The organism is Buttiauxella cochleicola, from assembly GCF_021282405.1.
In the GTDB taxonomy this organism is placed as follows: Bacteria; Pseudomonadota; Gammaproteobacteria; order Enterobacterales; family Enterobacteriaceae; genus Buttiauxella; species Buttiauxella massiliensis.
The window spans coordinates 296,993-313,826 of the sequence record NZ_JAJSOU010000002.1; the positions used below are offsets into that span (position 1 = coordinate 296,993).

General features: G+C 48.8%; 15 protein-coding genes and 1 pseudogene. 10 read left to right on the forward strand and 6 right to left on the reverse strand.

The genetic code is table 11. The features are described from left to right. The first annotated feature begins 439 nt into the window (after nucleotides 1–439). On the forward strand, nucleotides 440–877 hold the full coding sequence (gene uspA / locus LVQ79_RS03675; protein ID WP_034460563.1) for a universal stress protein UspA: 438 nt from the start codon (nucleotides 440–442) through the stop codon (nucleotides 875–877). Between the two features lie 97 nt (nucleotides 878–974). Here the strand turns inward: uspA and rsmJ are convergent, their stop codons facing one another. Beyond that, nucleotides 975–1,733 (reverse strand): 16S rRNA (guanine(1516)-N(2))-methyltransferase RsmJ, encoded by a 759-nt coding sequence (gene rsmJ, locus LVQ79_RS03680; RefSeq protein WP_232863931.1) that lies wholly within the window; start codon nucleotides 1,731–1,733, stop codon nucleotides 975–977. Between the two features lie 8 nt (nucleotides 1,734–1,741). Further along, entirely contained in the window at nucleotides 1,742–3,784 is a 2,043-nt protein-coding gene (gene prlC, locus LVQ79_RS03685) for an oligopeptidase A (protein ID WP_232863932.1), read from the reverse strand. Nucleotides 3,785–4,087: 303 nt separating this feature from the next. On the opposite strand from prlC, the gene LVQ79_RS03690 reads away from it, so the two are divergent. Next, nucleotides 4,088–4,930: a 23S rRNA (adenine(2030)-N(6))-methyltransferase RlmJ gene (locus LVQ79_RS03690; protein WP_232863933.1), complete on the forward strand. Its 843-nt coding sequence runs from the start codon at nucleotides 4,088–4,090 to the stop codon at nucleotides 4,928–4,930. 8 nt (nucleotides 4,931–4,938) lie between these two features. On the opposite strand, the gene LVQ79_RS03695 is transcribed toward LVQ79_RS03690, so the two are convergent. After that, on the reverse strand, nucleotides 4,939–5,643 hold the full coding sequence (locus LVQ79_RS03695) for a bactofilin family protein (RefSeq protein WP_232863934.1): 705 nt from the start codon (nucleotides 5,641–5,643) through the stop codon (nucleotides 4,939–4,941). 241 nt (nucleotides 5,644–5,884) lie between these two features. On the opposite strand from LVQ79_RS03695, the gene gorA reads away from it, so the two are divergent. From gorA to LVQ79_RS03715, 4 genes and pseudogenes are all read left to right on the forward strand, one after another. Next, on the forward strand, nucleotides 5,885–7,237 hold the full coding sequence (gorA, locus tag LVQ79_RS03700) for a glutathione-disulfide reductase (RefSeq protein WP_064514698.1): 1,353 nt from the start codon (nucleotides 5,885–5,887) through the stop codon (nucleotides 7,235–7,237). Nucleotides 7,238–7,354: 117 nt separating this feature from the next. Continuing rightward, nucleotides 7,355–7,651: pseudogene (locus LVQ79_RS03705) on the forward strand (DUF4440 domain-containing protein); the annotation flags it as partial. 319 nt (nucleotides 7,652–7,970) lie between these two features. Further along, entirely contained in the window at nucleotides 7,971–8,234 is a 264-nt protein-coding gene (locus LVQ79_RS03710) for a hypothetical protein (protein ID WP_064555765.1), read from the forward strand. Between the two features lie 79 nt (nucleotides 8,235–8,313). Next, nucleotides 8,314–8,646: a hypothetical protein gene (locus LVQ79_RS03715; protein ID WP_064514702.1), complete on the forward strand. Its 333-nt coding sequence runs from the start codon at nucleotides 8,314–8,316 to the stop codon at nucleotides 8,644–8,646. A gap of 82 nt (nucleotides 8,647–8,728) precedes the next feature. Here LVQ79_RS03715 and LVQ79_RS03720 read toward each other — a convergent pair whose 3' ends face one another. Further along, the gene (locus LVQ79_RS03720; protein ID WP_232863935.1) at nucleotides 8,729–9,685 is read right to left on the reverse strand and encodes a LacI family DNA-binding transcriptional regulator; all 957 of its coding nucleotides are present in this window, start codon (nucleotides 9,683–9,685) and stop codon (nucleotides 8,729–8,731) included. A 295-nt stretch (nucleotides 9,686–9,980) separates the two neighbouring features. On the opposite strand from LVQ79_RS03720, the gene LVQ79_RS03725 reads away from it, so the two are divergent. The 4 genes from LVQ79_RS03725 to LVQ79_RS03740 all read left to right on the forward strand — a co-directional run bounded on the left by LVQ79_RS03725 (nucleotide 9,981) and on the right by LVQ79_RS03740 (nucleotide 13,532). After that, nucleotides 9,981–10,295, forward strand: a complete 315-nt coding sequence (locus LVQ79_RS03725; RefSeq protein WP_151993845.1) for a PTS sugar transporter subunit IIB — start codon at nucleotides 9,981–9,983, stop codon at nucleotides 10,293–10,295. Nucleotides 10,296–10,307: 12 nt separating this feature from the next. Then, nucleotides 10,308–11,633, forward strand: a complete 1,326-nt coding sequence (locus tag LVQ79_RS03730; protein WP_232863936.1) for a PTS sugar transporter subunit IIC — start codon at nucleotides 10,308–10,310, stop codon at nucleotides 11,631–11,633. 31 nt (nucleotides 11,634–11,664) lie between these two features. Then, nucleotides 11,665–11,967 (forward strand): PTS lactose/cellobiose transporter subunit IIA, encoded by a 303-nt coding sequence (locus LVQ79_RS03735; protein ID WP_151993846.1) that lies wholly within the window; start codon nucleotides 11,665–11,667, stop codon nucleotides 11,965–11,967. Between the two features lie 185 nt (nucleotides 11,968–12,152). After that, on the forward strand, nucleotides 12,153–13,532 hold the full coding sequence (locus tag LVQ79_RS03740; protein ID WP_232863937.1) for a carbohydrate porin: 1,380 nt from the start codon (nucleotides 12,153–12,155) through the stop codon (nucleotides 13,530–13,532). 102 nt (nucleotides 13,533–13,634) lie between these two features. On the opposite strand, the gene LVQ79_RS03745 is transcribed toward LVQ79_RS03740, so the two are convergent. Beyond that, nucleotides 13,635–14,828, reverse strand: coding sequence for a hypothetical protein (locus LVQ79_RS03745; protein ID WP_232863938.1), 1,194 nt, complete (start codon nucleotides 14,826–14,828; stop codon nucleotides 13,635–13,637). A gap of 307 nt (nucleotides 14,829–15,135) precedes the next feature. Then, complete coding sequence (locus tag LVQ79_RS03750) at nucleotides 15,136–16,773, reverse strand: STY4199 family HEPN domain-containing protein (RefSeq protein ID WP_232863939.1); 1,638 nt, start codon at nucleotides 16,771–16,773, stop codon at nucleotides 15,136–15,138. Nucleotides 16,774–16,834: the final 61 nt, after the last annotated feature.

Genomic DNA, 16,834 nt, shown 5'->3' on the forward strand with positions numbered 1-16,834 from the left:
CACCCCGAAAACCAGAAAGACCGTTTAGCGAGCCCAAAAAGCCGATCCGGCTCACATTACTATACCCAATGGATTTCGATTTGCAGGCAGGCGGCAAGAGAATGAGCCCCGATGAGCTTACACTGGTAAGTGTTTCGGGCAATTGAACGCAGCCAACGCACATGCAACTTGAAAGACGACAGGTATATTCCGGAACGGCTTATTTAATAGTGTAGGAGATCCGCTAATTTTTTTGCCACATCATTAATCTTTATCAAAACGATAACGGCTATTTGGGGCTTCAATGTATGCAACGGTGGCACATTGACGATTTCTATCATTCGCTATAGGGTAGAAATATCATCTACAATTTAGGTCTTTACACGCGGGTAGCACCACAGCAGCACATTGTGCTATCCGGCCAGGCTGGTCATCGACAACTTATGGAAGGAGTAAAATTATGGCTTACAAACACATTCTGATCGCGGTAGACCTCTCCCCGGAGAGCAAAGTATTGGTGGAAAAAGCAGTTTCTATGGCTCGCCCATACAACGCGAAGGTTTCCCTGATTCATGTTGATGTAAATTACTCCGATCTCTACACCGGACTGATTGATGTAAATCTGGGTGATATGCAGAAACGCATTTCAGAAGAGACGCACCACGCGTTAAGCGAACTGTCTACTGGCGCAGGTTATCCGATTACGGAAACCCTGAGCGGCAGCGGCGACCTGGGCCAGGTTCTGGTTGATGCCATTAAGAAATACGACATGGATTTGGTTGTTTGCGGTCATCACCAGGATTTCTGGAGCAAACTGATGTCTTCCGCACGTCAGCTTATCAACACCGTTCACGTTGATATGTTGATTGTTCCATTGCGCGACGAAGACGAAGACTAGAAGGTAGCGGTTACTAAACCGTAGGGCGGATAAGCGAAAGCGTCATCCGCCAGTTCTGGCATAGCGGCGGATGGCGTAAGCTTATCCGCCCTACGTTTTACACCACGATTGCCGTACCCGAATAAATATCAAAACGGTGGCCTTTGGTGACCACGGCGTTATGCGTTTCCACGCCGCCGAGCGGTGGCGCGTAGTCCGGGCGTTTCACCACAACACGTTTTGTTGCCAGTTTTTGTGCAGGCAACAGCAAACCATCTGCATCTTCGTCCGGCCCCACCAGCGACTGAAACACACGCATCTCTTTCTTCACCAGCGCGCTTTTCTGCTTATGTGGGAACATCGGGTCGAGATAGACCACTTCCGGGCGCGGCGTAATATCGCTTAACGCCGTCAGGCTAGACGCGTGAATCAGCTGCAAACGTTCCTGCAACCACCCGCCAATTTCCGCATCCGCATAACCACGGCGCAAACCGTCGTCGAGCAATGCCGCAACCACCGGGTTACGCTCTAACATTCGCACCCGGCATCCTACAGACGCCAGCACGAACGCATCGCGCCCAAGCCCGGCCGTGGCATCGACGACACTCGGCAAATAGCCGCTTTTGATGCCAACCGCTTTTGCCACAGCTTCGCCACGCCCGCCGCCAAACTTACGGCGATGCGCCATCGCGCCCGAAACAAAATCAACAAAAATACCGCCGAGTTTTGGCTCATCACGCTTACGCAACTCCAGATGGTCAGGCGTTAATACCAGCGCCATCAGGGAATCTTCGTCGTGCTCAAGACCCCAGCGTTCGCTCAAAAGTGATAAGGCGCCGGAGTCGGCGCCTGATTCAGTTAATAAACAGATTTTCACAGAATGAATTAGCCCTTGATACCGTAATGAGCCAGCATCGCATCGAGCTGAGGCTCACGGCCACGGAAGCGTTTGAACAGCTCCATTGGCTCTTCAGAACCGCCACGGGTCAGGATGTTATCGAGGAACGACTGGCCAGTTTCGCGGTTGAAAATACCTTCTTCTTCAAAGCGCGAGAATGCATCGGCTGCAAGCACATCGGCCCACAAATAGCTGTAGTAACCCGCCGCATAACCACCTGCAAAGATATGGCTGAACGCGTGTGGGAAACGGCCCCATTTCGGCGACGGCACAACCGCGACCAGCTTCTTGATTTCATACAGAGTTTCCAGCACTTTCGCGCCTTGCTCTGGGTTGAATTCAGCATGTAAACGGAAGTCGAACAGGCCGAACTCGAGCTGACGCAGAATAAACAGCGCTGCCTGGTAGTTTTTCGCCGCCAGCATTTTATCCAGCAGCTCTTTTGGCAGCGGTTCGCCCGTTTCGAAATGGCCGGAGATAAACGCCAGCGCGTCCGGCTCCCAGCACCAGTTTTCCATAAACTGACTTGGCAGTTCGACCGCATCCCACGGCACGCCGTTGATGCCAGAAACGCCCGCGGTTTCGACTTTAGTCAGCATGTGGTGCAAACCGTGGCCGAACTCATGGAACAGGGTGATCACTTCGTCATGAGTAAACAGTGCAGGTTTGCCATTTACCGGGCGGTTAAAGTTACATGTCAGGTAGGCGACTGGTTTTTGCAGCGAACCGTCGGCTTTACGCATCTGGCCTACGCAGTCGTCCATCCATGCCCCACCACGCTTGTTTTCACGGGCGTACAGGTCGAGATAGAAGCTACCGCGCAACTCGCCTTTCTCGTCATACAGCTCGAAGAAACGCACATCCGAATGCCAGACGTCGATATCTTTGCGCTCTTTCGCGGTAATACCGTAAATGCGTTTCACCACTTCAAACAGGCCATTTACCGCGCGGTCTTCCGGGAAGTACGGCCGCAGTTGCTCATCGCTGATGCTGTACAGATGCTGTTTCTGTTTTTCGCTGTAATACGTGATGTCCCACGGTTCCAGCTCGGTGACGTTAAATTCTTTTTGGGTGAATGCACGCAGTTGCGCCAGCTCGGCTTCGCCCTGTGGGCGCGCACGTTTAGCCAGATCGGTTAAGAACTCCAGAACCTGCTGCGGGTTTTCGGCCATTTTGGTGGCGAGAGATTTTTCCGCATAGTTGCCAAAGCCCAGCAGTTCCGCCAGTTCGTGGCGCAGTGCCAGAATCTCTTCCATCACCGGGGTGTTATCCCACTTGCCTGCGTTCGGGCCTTGGTCAGACGCGCGAGTGGCATAAGCGCGATACATCTCTTCACGCAGTTCGCGGTTGTCACAGTAAGTGAGTACTGGCAAATAGCTTGGAATATCCAGCGTCAGCAGCCAGCCATCTTGCTCTTTAGCTTCAGCCTGAGCTCGTGCTGCTGCCAATGCGCTTTCCGGCATACCAGAAAGCTGTGATTCGTCTGTAATCAGTTTTGTCCAACCCTGGGTCGCATCCAGCACGTTGTTGCTGTAGGTCGAACCCAGTTCAGACAAGCGCGCAGCGATTTCGCCATAACGCTTCTGTTTTTCTTCCGGCAAGCCAATGCCAGAGAGCTCGAAATCACGCAGCGCGTTATCCACGGCCTTTTTCTCAGCAACGCTGAGATCGGCATAAAACGCACCATCGCGCAGATCGCGATACGCCTGATACAGCCCTTCGTTCTGCCCAACCCAAGTGCTGTATTCAGACAGCAGCGGCAGCGTCTGCTCATAGGCTTCACGCAGCTCCGGGCTGTTTTGTACCGAATTCAGATGGCTGACAGGTGAGAAAATGCGGCCCAGACGGTCGTCCACTTCAGCCAGCGGCTGGCAAAGATTATCCCAGTTATAAGGCCCGCCCTGTGCCACCACGTTTTCGACTTTCGCACGGCAATCATCCAGCGCTTGCTGCACGGCAGGGACGATATGTTCAGGTTTGAGAGAGGAAAACGGCGGCAGGTCGAAAGGCGTCAACAATGGATTGGTCATAAGCGCGGTTCCTGATATCTGAGAAGTGGAGCGCGGCTCGCGCACCATAGGAAATTTTTATACCCTAAATAATTCAAGCTGTGGGTAGGCGGCAAGGAAGAGAATCCCCAGAAGCTTACTTGAGTAAGTGACTGGGGTGAGCTTGCGCAGCCAACACCCCCACAGCCTGAAGTATGACGGGTATAAAGCAATCTTCTTAACATGAGGCTTAGTTTAGCTAATTTCAATGCCAGGCGGTGAGCATAAGGCTGTATACTGTGCAGAATAGTTGTTCTTCTTTTGTCTTTGGAAACCCCTCAAGCCATGCTCAGTTATCGCCACAGCTTTCACGCCGGCAACCACGCCGACGTACTGAAACACACCGTTCAAAGTCTGATTATTGAATCCTTAAAAGAGAAGGAGAAACCTTTTCTGTATCTGGATACTCATGCAGGCGCTGGCCGATATAAACTGAGCAGCGAACATGCTGAACGCACGGGTGAATATCTCGAAGGGATCGCTCGGATCTGGCAACACGATGATTTGCCAGCGGAACTTGAGCCGTATATCAACGCGGTTAAAGCTTATAACCATAGCGGCCAACTGCGTTACTACCCGGGTTCTCCGCTGATTGCACGCCACCTTCTGCGCGAGCAAGACAGCCTGCAACTGACCGAACTGCATCCGTCTGATTTCCCGCTTCTGCGCTCTGAATTCCAGAAAGACAACCGCGCGCGCGTTGAACGTGCTGACGGTTACACCCAGTTGAAATCAAAACTGCCACCGGTTTCACGCCGTGGTTTGATTCTTATCGACCCGCCGTATGAAATTAAAACCGACTACCAGGCTGTTGTTACTGGTATTAACGATGGCTACAAACGTTTTGCAACGGGCACTTATGCACTGTGGTATCCAGTCGTCATGCGTCAGCAAATCAAACGTATGTTGCGCGAGCTAGAAGAAACCGGCATTCGCCGTATTTTGCAAATTGAACTGGCGGTACTTCCTGACAGTGACCGCCGTGGTATGACTGCTTCTGGCATGATTGTTATCAACCCACCGTGGAAGCTGGAACAGCAAATGGCTAATGTACTGCCGTGGCTGCATAAAACGCTGGTTCCATCGGGCAACGGTTCGACCACGCTGAGCTGGGTTGTGCCTGAGTAAATTGCTGATTAAACGATAGAGAGAACTGCAGCTTCTTCTGTGGTTTTCTCTTCTGTTTGGTCTGATTGGATCTTTTTAATCTCAACCACACGTTCCGACTCAGGCTCTTTCTTCGCCGCCAGGCGTTCAGACTTCCCAACAAAACACCCGCCCGGACGAATCGAAAACGCCACGCCGCGAACTATCCCTTCCATTTCACCGTGTTCATGAATTTCTATAGACTCGCCGACACAGGTTCCTGATACATGACCGTTAATAACAATGGCCGGTGACGTAAATTCTCCCTCAATAAACCCCTCACGCATCACGTAGAGGACGCCGTCTTTAAGAGTAATATTTCCCTGCACTTTGCCGTAAACATGAATATCACCTTCGATATCAATATTTCCGGTAAACAAAGTGTTCTGTGCAATAACAGTGCAGCGACGTGAAGTTTGTCTCCCTACAGAGCTCTCATTTTCATCAACTGGAGAATCTACCGCTGGATTTAGTGCGGAAACTTCAATCTCATCAGCCATTTTTTGCGTTTTTTTCCTGAACATAACAAATCCTTTTTTATTGATTACCAAATAGATGACAAAAGCCAAAAGAAGCCCAGCTGCAATAAAAGGAAACTCATGTTTCCAGCCAAAGGCATAGCAGACCAGGCCGCTTATCCAGGCAAGCCAGACAAACCAGAGAGGCGTATTTTGTTTGGTTCGATCAGATGTCATGATCGAAGGGGGGAATTAGTGAAGAGCAGAAATAAAACATCGTCATCCTTGACGTACCAGCAACTATTCTGAGCAAGTTTTATACATATTTATGCATCCAACGGGAAGCAGCAATATTCTGATTCTTCCTGGTTCGCGGTATAGTCCTGCCCTATCGCAATCATAGAAGCAGCCTTTGCGGGTTTGATAAGCAAAGGGTTACAATCCTGCAAATCATTTACTCACTCATGGAATCCTGTATATGACCAAACATTATGACTACCTCGCCATTGGCGGCGGCAGCGGCGGTATCGCCTCCATTAACCGTGCGGCGATGTATGGGAAGAAGTGCGCGCTGATTGAAGCGAAAGAGTTAGGCGGCACCTGCGTTAACGTGGGTTGTGTACCGAAAAAAGTAATGTGGCATGCGGCACAAATCGCAGAAGCTATCCACAACTACGGCCCGGATTACGGTTTTGACACCACGGTGAATAAATTCGACTGGGACAAACTGATTGCCAGCCGTACCGCGTATATCGACCGTATCCACACCTCTTATGACAATGTGCTGGGTAAAAACAACGTTGACGTTATTCGTGGCTTTGCCAAGTTTGTCGATGCGCACACGGTTGAAGTGAATGGCGAAACCATCACCGCAGACCACATCCTGATTGCCACCGGTGGCCGCCCAAGCCGCCCGTCAATTCCAGGCGCTGAGTACGGTATTGATTCAGATGGCTTCTTCGCACTGCCAGCGTTGCCAAAACGCATTGCAGTTGTGGGCGCAGGTTATATCGCGGTTGAAATCGCAGGCGTAGTTAACGCACTGGGTTCTGAAACGCATCTGTTCGTGCGCCAGCACGCGCCGCTGCGTACTTTCGACCCACTGATTGTGGAAACGCTGCTGGAAGTGATTAACACCGAAGGCCCAACGCTGCACACCCAGGCGGTGCCAAAAGCCGTGGTGAAGAACGCCGATGGCAGCCTGACGCTGCAACTGGAAGATGGTCGTTCTGAAACGGTAGATTGCCTGATTTGGGCGATTGGTCGCCAGCCAGAAACCGACAACTTCAACCTGGCGGCAACCGGCGTGAAAACCAACGCCAAAGGCTACATTGAAGTCGATAAATTCCAGAACACCAGTGTGCCAGGCATTTATGCCGTGGGCGATAACACCGGTGCTGTAGAACTGACACCTGTGGCTGTTGCTGCGGGTCGTCGCCTGTCAGAGCGACTGTTTAACAACAAGCCGGACGAGCATCTGGATTACAGCAACGTGCCAACCGTAGTGTTTAGCCACCCGCCAATCGGCACGGTCGGCTTAACCGAGCCACAAGCGCGTGAGCAGTACGGCGACGATAACGTGAAAGTGTATAAATCTTCCTTCACCGCGATGTATACCGCTGTGACTTCGCACCGCCAGCCATGCCGCATGAAACTGGTGTGCGCAGGCCCGGATGAGAAGATTGTCGGTATTCACGGCATCGGTTACGGCATGGACGAAATGCTGCAAGGCTTTGCGGTGGCACTGAAGATGGGCGCAACCAAGAAAGACTTTGATAACACCGTGGCGATTCACCCAACCGGATCTGAAGAATTCGTTACCATGAGATAGCTAATCTCGAAGTCATCGAATCTTAAAAAACTGACTGTCACAGGTCAGTTTTTTTATGTGCTTTTTCCGACAATGCTATTAACTTAAAAATTTATCTATTGCGGTTTCAGGTCATAAGTAGCCAATAATTATCTGAGCGATGCAGTATTGCTGCCGACGGTTTCCAATAAAGTCCGCCTGACTGATGCCGAGCGAGTTGATTATTTCGAACACTTCTTAGAGAAGAAGCCGTTTGGCAAAATTGACTCACGCACCGTGCGCCTGGGTTGTAATAAAGCGGTAGATGTCGGGACTTACACCTTCACCTTCGCTGATAAATCCAAAGTCTCAGCGCGTTATACCTTCACTTACGCGTGGGATGGTAAAGAGTGGAAAATCTCTACCCACCACTCTTCTGCGATGCCAGAAGCATAAAAACGGGTAGATAGTCCGCCAGTATTTCAGTTGAAGCCTCCGCCATGCGGGGGCTTTTTCTTTGCGTGAACATTCTAAAATAATGAAAGATGAAAAGAATTTGCAACAAAGAAAAGAAATAAAGCTCTAATAATCAAAAATACTAACTCATTAATTTTCATATATATGTGAGTTGAAATTAAAGGAAGTGCAAAGAAAAATATAATTTAATTTATTTGCTTACATTTAGACGTAACTGACACATCTATACTATAAATCTTATGACCGTTAGAATTGAAATATTCATCTCGCATATTGTTTATCCTCTAGGATTTATCTCATGAATAATAAATCATCAACGCTATTAGGTGTTCTGACAGGTGTTATTCTGCTGTCGACTTTTTCTATAAGCAATGCCAATGCCACTCAACAAGGCCAGCAACGCCGCGAAGCGCGCGACACTCGCCAGGATACTCGTGAGGACTCTCGCCACGAGAAGCGTGAATGCGTTACCAGTAATGATAAAAGCAATCACGATTGCCGCCAGGACAAACGTCAGAATAAACAGAATGGCCGTGAAGAAGCTCGCGATATTAAATATTAAGCAGACCATTAACCATTCAGAATAGAATAATTACCAGGCGCAAAACATTGCGTATTTTTATGTCCAGGAGGACTCGCTTTTGAAAAAATATATCCCAGGTTTATTACTTTTAACCTTCGCATTTTCAGGCAATGTGTTTGCTATTGATAAAACATCTGGCGGTGCATTAGCAGGCGCGGCAATAGGTGCAGCAACAGGCAAAGACGTGAAAAGTACGGTAGGTGGTGCAGTTATCGGTGGCGGTACCGGAGCCATGTTTAAACACGGGAAGACAGGTAAGGCTGCTCGCACTGGAGGTGCTATTGGTGCCGCAGTGGGTGGTGTTGCTGCAGCGGCAACCGGCAACAGCGTGCTGAAAGGTGCAGCAGTTGGTGCTGGCGGTGGCGCTCTGATCGGCGAAGCGACACATTAACTCTCTGTTTATCTAAGTGAATATTCAAAAAGCCCGGCATCGTTAGATGCCGGGCTTTTTAGTTTCTGGTCTTTCCAGAAAGTTACTTTCGACCCGCCATATCAGGAATAATCAGATCTCCACGCAGCACGTTAGAACCCAGCGCACTTTTGGTTTTCTCGGTTAGCCACGCAACAATTCTTGCCGCCATCGCATCCATGGAATACTCAATGGCCGGGATGGTTGGAATGCCCGGTAAATGCAGCGACCCGGCGAGGCTAAACACCATAATGTCTTTCGGGACTGATTTATTAAATGCCTGCAATTGCGGAATAATGCGCTGCGCTTCTTGCTCATCGGCCACAAGTAACGCGTTGAAATTCAGGGTGGTGCTGTTATTGAGCAGCACTTGCAGCGCAACCGATGAAGAGGTTGAGTCCATGAAAATCAGGTTGCGGTTAAACGGCAGAAAATTGTTTTCCAGTGCACGTTTGTAACCCAGAAGGATTTGGTCAACGGAACCGCATGAATCAGGGTTAATCACAGCAATCTGCCTTCTCCCCTGTTTAATCAGGTAATTACAGGCAGTTTCCGCAGCGAATGCGTGATCAAATTGAATGCTGTTGCTGGAGTCGACATCCACACAATCCACCAGAATGACATTCTCATGGCTGATATTGAGTGGGAAACGCGCACCGATAACCAGCACGTCATCACACAGGCCGCAGGTCAGTTCCTCAAGCGCGTGCATAACTTCTGTTTTGCTGTTGGCAAAACGCAGCAACAGGTGCTTTTGATGCTGGCTTAGGTGTTTCTCCAGCGCATACAGGTAACCCGTGGTTTGATTAATATTATCCTGCGCGCAAATCACGCCAATACAGCCCGTTGACTGGCTCAGTAAAGATTGCGCGATAACATTTGGCCGGTAATGCAACTCTTCCACAGCTTTAAGCACAGCCAGACGGCTTGCTTCTTTCACCCCACGAGATCCACTCAATACCCGAGATACTGTGGCTTTAGACACCCCAGCTAAACGCGATACATCATTGATTGTAGACATCATTTTCCTTTATCAGGCTCTGGCTTATGCCTGTCATCCTAAATACAGCCCTGGCCCACATTCTAACCAGTTTTAAGTATAGTCGTTTCGCTTTTCTATGGAAACCGATTTTCCGTTTGATGTCCAAACCATCTATTCACCGGATAATTTTGTGATGATGATCCAATAAGCAAAGCCTATAAACGCTGGATATTGATGAGTATCACAGATCTGTTGGCTGCGGATGGAAAACGGTTTCCATAAAGTATCAAATCATTTCCGCAATACTTTATTTACATTTTGAGGATGAGTGTTAATGGTCAAGATCATGTTGTGTTGTTCTGCCGGAATGTCCACCAGCCTGCTGGTCAGAAAGATGCTGAGCGTGGCAGAAGAACGAGGAATGCCTGTTGAAATAGAGGCTTACGGTGTCGCTGAATTTGATGTGCAGTTTCCGCGCTACCAGGTGGTGCTGCTCGGGCCGCAAGTGAAATATATGTTAAGTACGCTCTCAGAAAAAACCGCCCCTCACGGCATTCCCGTTCAAGCCATCGACATGATGGATTACGGCATGCAACGTGGCGATAAGGTGTTGGATTATGCTTTGTCGCTTATCGAAGCGGCTCACTAAAAGGTGGTTCATATGAGTTCGCTATATCAATCAATGGTGACGGTGATTGAGCAATCCATCACTCCGCTGGCAGGTCGTCTGGGGCAACAAAAGTACGTTATCGCCATTCGTGATGGGTTCACCGCAGCCCTGCCGTTTATGATTATCGGCTCCTTTATGCTGGTATTTATTTTTCCACCGTTCTCAGCCGATACCACCCTTGGTTTTGCCCGCGCGTGGCTGGATTTTTCACAGACTTACCGTGAACAACTGATGTTGCCATTTAACTTGAGTATGGGCGTGATGACGTTCTTCATCTCAGTCGGGATTGGCGCAAGCCTTGGGCGTCAATTTAATCTCGACCCAGTGATGTCCGGATTACTGGCCTTTATGGCGTTTTTACTGGTTGCAGCACCGTATGCTGATGGCAAAATCTCAACTCAGTACCTTTCAGGCCAGGGCATTTTCACCGCGCTGATTACGTCGATTTACTCCACGCGTATTTACGCCTGGCTTAAAGAGCACAAAGTCACGATTCGTCTGCCAAAAGAAGTACCAACAGGCGTTGCGCGTTCATTTGAAATTCTGATCCCTGTCGTTGTCATTATCGGCACGCTGCACCCGCTGAATTTATTCATCGAAGCGCAAACCGGCATGATTATGCCGCAAGCAATTATGCACCTGCTGGAACCGCTGGTTTCTGCATCGGATTCCCTGCCCGCTATTTTGTTGTCTGTTTTGCTGTGCCAGATTTTCTGGTTCTCTGGTATTCATGGTTCGCTGATTGTTACCGGCATCATGAGTCCATTCTGGATGACAAATCTTGCTGCAAACCAGACTGCGCTTGCCGCTGGCGCTGCATTACCACACATTTACCTGCAAGGTTTCTGGGACCACTATTTATTGATTGGCGGCGTCGGCTCCACTCTGCCGTTAGCGTTCTTATTACTGCGCAGCAAAGCCACCCACTTACGCACCATAGGTAAAATGGGCATTGTGCCAAGCTTCTTTAATATCAACGAACCGATTCTGTTCGGTGCACCAATTATCATGAACCCGTTGTTGTTCATTCCATTCGTTTGCGTACCGATGGTCAACGCCGTTCTGGCTTATACCGCCACAAAACTGGGTTGGCTGGCGCAAGTCGTTTCCCTGACGCCATGGACGACACCCGCACCAATTGGCGCTTCATGGGCAACAAACTGGGCCTTTAGCCCGGTGGTGATGTGTTTGATTTGTATGGTCGTTTCCACCTTAATTTATCTGCCATTCCTGCGTGCTTATGAGCGTTCATTACAGAAAACAGCCGTGGAAAATGAAACACGCTCTCCTCTGACAGAAACGGCTATCAGCAATTAATAATCGCCGTCTAATAAATCTGGGAAAAATGATGATCGAATTAGAAGAAGCAGTAATGGAAATTATTATGAATGCGGGGCAGTCACGTAGCCTTTGTTTTGAAGCACTGCATTCTGCACGTCAGGGAAATATTGAAGAGGCCAAGCTTTTATTACACGAAGCGGATGGTTACGCGCGTGAAGCTCACAAAATGCAGACCAAACTGATTGAGCAAGATGCTGGTGAAGCCAAACAGCCAATGACGTTAATTATGGTACACGCTCAGGACCATTTAATGACTTCAATGTTAGCACGTGAGTTGTCGAACGAAATTATCCATCTTTATCAACGCTAAGCATTACGTAAAAACAAAAACTATTTAACCTCTGGCACGGAGAAGTAATTACGTAAATAATTTTAATTAAGTCCAATCCGATGAAAGTATAAAAATATAAATATGCTTTGGCCATAGAGTCGCCTCTATTAATCCAGAGCAGGATATTTATTGTCTGAAAAATAAATTACTAAATTGAGATTATAATGAAATTAATTAAACAACTTCCATTAACAATGGCGGTAATCGCCGCGCTTTGCCCGATTTCTGTACTCGCACAAGAACCAATGACTCAAGAACAGATCGATCAAATAGTGGCGAAAGCGGTGGATAAAGCGCTGGCTGACCGCGATGCGAAAATAGAAGCGGCACGACTCAATAGAACCGATACCCTGGTTACGCCGCAAGTTCCCACTACGCCAGATAAGGCTGTTCCGTTGGGGCTTAAATTCACCGGTTATGCTCGTTACGGTGCGCATTTCCAGGCAGGCGATCAAAAATACATTGGCGTTGACGGTTCTTATAACGGTTCCTCCGCAATTGGTCGTTTAGGTAACGAAGGCAACGGCGGCGAATTCCAGCTCACCAAAATCATAAAAGCCGATAACGGGGCCATCTGGGATATTGGCGTGATGATCGACCACTGGGGCGACGAAGTTAACCTGAAAAAGGCCTACGCGGGCGTCACCAATCTTTTTGAAGCACAGCCAAATGCCTATTTCTGGGCGGGTCGTGACTTCCACCAGCGTCCACAACAAGGCATCAACGACTACTTCTGGATGAACCACGACGGGCAAGGTGCGGGGGTGAAAAGCCTGGATCTCGGCTTTGCACAACTGGATATCGCAGCGGTTGCCGCCGTCGATCAGTGTAACCCTGAAATGATTGATGACGGCGATAACCCGTCGCGCATCTCATGTACCGGCGGCTCCGGTACCGGCGATAAAGGCAATTACGCGGCAACGTCAAAACTGCACGGCATCAAGTTTGGCCCGATTGATTTCGAGCTGTACGCCAACTACGGTTTTGATTCCAAAGCCATCGACAGCGACGAACGCTCCAAAGCCTGGCAGGCCGCCGTGGTGTTAAGCCATACTGGCGACAATGGCGTGAACAAAATTATCACCCGTTATTCTGACCACTCAGATAACAGCGTATATAACAAAACCAATGGGTTACACACTGTGTACGCCAGCTTCGAGGGGAACTACAAGTTTACTCAACAAGCACAGGTGGAATATCTGTTGGCCTTCCATGATTACGATAATGACGAACAAACGCAGGATAACCGCCGTAACTATGGCGCGATTGTTCGCCCGATGTATTTCTGGAACGACATCCATTCGACGTGGCTTGAAGCGGGTTATCAGCGCGTAGATTACGAAAACGACGGGGATAACAAAGGCTGGAAACTGACGCTGTCGCAGAATATTTCAATTGCGATGGGACCTGAGTTCCGCCCAATGCTGCGCTTCTACATGACTGGCGGCCAGGTGGAAAACAACCACACCACGCGTGTTACGGGTGAGCCAAACACCCAGTTGGATTCGTTCAATGTGGGCGCGATGTGGGAAGCCTGGTGGTAATCTGACCTGCACCATATCTGATCGAAGTAAAAAACCATCTGCATTGCAGATGGTTTTTATTCAGATATAAAAAAGCCTGACTTCTGTGATGTATCAGGCTTATTAATCATAGTTGGCAATTATCTCTACAACTGCACGTGCAGGTCCAAGCTCAACCTCCTCATTATTAAGGCGAAAAAAACGCGCAGCCATTTTAATGTGTTGAGTCACATTCTCGCCCAAATCATAACTTCTGGATTCATAGCTTGAAATGGTTTCAGCAGCCAGAGTGGTATTAAATACTACCGGCTTAGCAGGTACTCCCGCACCTCGCGGCTGATTTGACACATCTCCCCAAGCCAGTTGTACGCCATAACCTTTTGCCCCTGTTCCATCTAATGCAATAATCCCTTTGCTACTGTCTTTAATCTCAGTTCTGGGAACAACCTTAATATTTAACCCACTGTTTTTTATCTGGATCGACCTTGTACCAATCCCATTATCGCCCACTTTGGCTATGACCCCGCTTCCCCATGCTAGCGGGCATCTCAATGTGAAACTTGCATCTACCCACGAAGAAGCCGGATCAGGGATTGCTCCGTGATTATAGTGACCCAAGTACACACTTACATTGGTGAAAGTGCAGGTAGCTGGATAAAGATTTAACCCTCCCGTGAATGAAATATAGTTTGCCGTCCAACTGTTAGGTAGTGGGGCCGGGCCAGTACCTGCCCGGGAGTCCGGGCTTATGGTATCAGGCGGATAAACCATAATAGCCTGCACGTAACTTGGCCCCGTAAATGCCAGAACCCCATTGCTGTTAACTTCACCTAACGACCCAGGAATTCGCCATAATGTAACCATCGGTGTTGACCATTCCGGTGTACTTGTCGCCCCCGGATAAGTACGGCGAATATCAGGTGAAATGGCATTGAGCGAAGGCGTTGGGTTTGGGTCTCGGCCCGATAATGTGTCATTAAATGACATACCAATCCCACTCAATGATGTGGGAAAAATCAAATAATCAATACCACCATCTGAATGTCTAATCGGCTCCTGGCCATTAACAGGTATCGCATAATAAACAACACTCCATGGCCCTTTATTACATGCCAGCGTAACGCTCCCGGCGTTTATCGAATAATAGGTAAAAATCTTACTATATATTTTCCCACCGACAATCGTCCTGTCTCCATGATCATGGTATGGCAGTGTAATAGCGGTTGGGGCTTTTCCTCGCGAACAAGTAATCGCAGCGGCGTGGGCTTGCGCTGCGAAGACAATGCTGGCCAGAAGGAATATCATATATTTATACATAGACAATACCGGCAGAGATAATTAATGAAACCGCTAATAGAAAATGTGTGTAATTATAATATTTTCAGGCTCATAGCCTATAACAAAAGCATATCTACTGTATTTGAGATACTTACTCTTTTTAGTATGAAAATCTTATTCCTAATACCGAATATGTTTACCCGTACATTTATTCACTTATACATACCAAAAATAATTCGAGTTACAAGATAAAGGCTTTGGCATTTTGAACAGCCCATACGCTGACCTCAAGGGGCGAGGCCAGAGAGTAAGTAAACACAGCCAAAGCCCCCTTTCTCAGAAAAATTTAGCTGCGCATCGCGCTGTATATTGCCTGTTGAATTCGTGCCTCATCCGAGTTCATTACTTCAGCCTGTGTGCCCTGAGCTTTGGCTCCATCCTGACGCGTCTCCCAGGCAGCCTTGCGAAGCAGCGCTCTTTCCAACTCCTCTTTTTGCCGCTTGATAGCATCCGGCGAGCTACAAAAGGTTTTCAAAAACTGTTTTCGCAGTGAAGTCAGACTTTGCCCGTCGTGCATCGCCTGACTCATGGTTCTGATCATGCGCCGGCATGGCCGGTCTTCATCCATCTGCGAACGATACTGCAGCAAAGTATTGAGCGCATCGCGGTAATCTCCCGCCAATGCCGATTCGGTGAAATAGACTTTCCAGTTCATCCCCCCTTGCATAAACAGCCGCACGACAGTGGTATCGCCGCGTTCGATTGCCGAGCGTAAGTTGCCTTCATCCCAAGTGATTCCGATATCTGCTAGCTTTTCGCGCGCGCTTTCTGTTTCCGGGAGAGAATCGATCATAGTGATTTTGACTGGCGTATTTTTCGCAACGGCAGGTTTATTGGTGACATCACTCAGCAAGTACATACCAAAAATGGCGGCGCTAATCACAGCCACTCCCGCCATGCACCACATCAGCATCAACAACGTTTCGCCGGAGTCCTGCTTTCTTTTGGTATTACGCAACTCAGGCCGTTCGATAGCATCGCGCACCTCTTCGGTATCGCGTCCGGTTGCCTGGTATTTTTTCTGTGCCTGCATGAGCCAGGCCTGTAATTGTGAATCATCGGCAGCCAGAAGCATCGCCGGATTCACCTTCGTTCGCCCTTCATCGAATGCGCGCTGAATGGCGTCGCTACTTTCCTGATAGTAACTATCGAGCAAGGTGAGTTGTACGGAAGTGAGGGGCTGCTGTTGAACCAGATCATTGCGAATTTCACGCACATCGTTGAGAAACGTTTGCAGTGTTTTGCGCTGATCTATCAGTAAGCTTAGTTTCGAAGAGTGCTGGAATAGCCCGGCGTAATGGTTCGCGTACTCTTTTTTATCGACCACCATCAAGGCCAACTCGCTAAAGCGCATCCCACTTAGCACATCGCCACGTTCGCCATTTTTCAACCAACGACGGACGCAATCAGCACCAAACTGCGTTTTCAGCTTATGCACCAACTGTGATTGGCTGGCATAGCTTTTATCTACCAGACCTTTAAGCATCAGCTCCAGCGCACGCATCTGGCGTATCGCTTTATGTTGCTGACTATTATCATTATTTTCTATTTCGGTGGAGTAGCCAAGCAAAGGCTGTTTTGCACGCACCAGCTCGAGATAACTCACAAAGCGTAATGCCGCGATTAGCTGGTTATGGCTGACTTCCTGGCCGCTTTCATACTGCGGCACCAGTTGCTGTAGATGACGTAGCAACAAAGTGAAATGTGAAATCTCAGCATCATTAAGATTTAATCGTTTTGCCACCGCCATCCAACTTCCCAGCGCCGGGCGAGCTTGCTCAAGCTGTTGAAAAAACCATTGCGGATCTTTGCCTTCACTGGCTTTGATGGTGAGAAGTGGCAGGATTTGCAATGACGCCTGGCGAATCACACTCAGGCAAGTCTCGAACTTTTCCCGCATCAGCAACTGTGCAGCGCTGGTCATGATTTTCCTTTCAATTAAAAACGCATATACGCCCGGCATGGGTATACAACGCCATGAGGCG

Bases quoted from the DNA above. Each gene is read 5' to 3' on its own strand.
- prlC (WP_232863932.1), bottom strand. From the start codon at position 3,784: ATGACCAATCCATTGTTGACGCCTTTCGACCTGCCGCCGTTTTCCTCT.
- gorA (WP_064514698.1), top strand. From the start codon at position 5,885: ATGACCAAACATTATGACTACCTCGCCATTGGCGGCGGCAGCGGCGGT.
- LVQ79_RS03750 (WP_232863939.1), bottom strand. From the start codon at position 16,773: ATGACCAGCGCTGCACAGTTGCTGATGCGGGAAAAGTTCGAGACTTGC.
- LVQ79_RS03725 (WP_151993845.1), top strand. From the start codon at position 9,981: ATGGTCAAGATCATGTTGTGTTGTTCTGCCGGAATGTCCACCAGCCTG.
- LVQ79_RS03730 (WP_232863936.1), top strand. From the start codon at position 10,308: ATGAGTTCGCTATATCAATCAATGGTGACGGTGATTGAGCAATCCATC.
- LVQ79_RS03740 (WP_232863937.1), top strand. From the start codon at position 12,153: ATGAAATTAATTAAACAACTTCCATTAACAATGGCGGTAATCGCCGCG.
- uspA (WP_034460563.1), top strand. From the start codon at position 440: ATGGCTTACAAACACATTCTGATCGCGGTAGACCTCTCCCCGGAGAGC.
- LVQ79_RS03710 (WP_064555765.1), top strand. From the start codon at position 7,971: ATGAATAATAAATCATCAACGCTATTAGGTGTTCTGACAGGTGTTATT.
- LVQ79_RS03695 (WP_232863934.1), bottom strand. From the start codon at position 5,643: ATGACATCTGATCGAACCAAACAAAATACGCCTCTCTGGTTTGTCTGG.
- LVQ79_RS03690 (WP_232863933.1), top strand. From the start codon at position 4,088: ATGCTCAGTTATCGCCACAGCTTTCACGCCGGCAACCACGCCGACGTA.
- LVQ79_RS03745 (WP_232863938.1), bottom strand. From the start codon at position 14,828: ATGTATAAATATATGATATTCCTTCTGGCCAGCATTGTCTTCGCAGCG.
- LVQ79_RS03735 (WP_151993846.1), top strand. From the start codon at position 11,665: ATGATCGAATTAGAAGAAGCAGTAATGGAAATTATTATGAATGCGGGG.
- LVQ79_RS03720 (WP_232863935.1), bottom strand. From the start codon at position 9,685: ATGTCTACAATCAATGATGTATCGCGTTTAGCTGGGGTGTCTAAAGCC.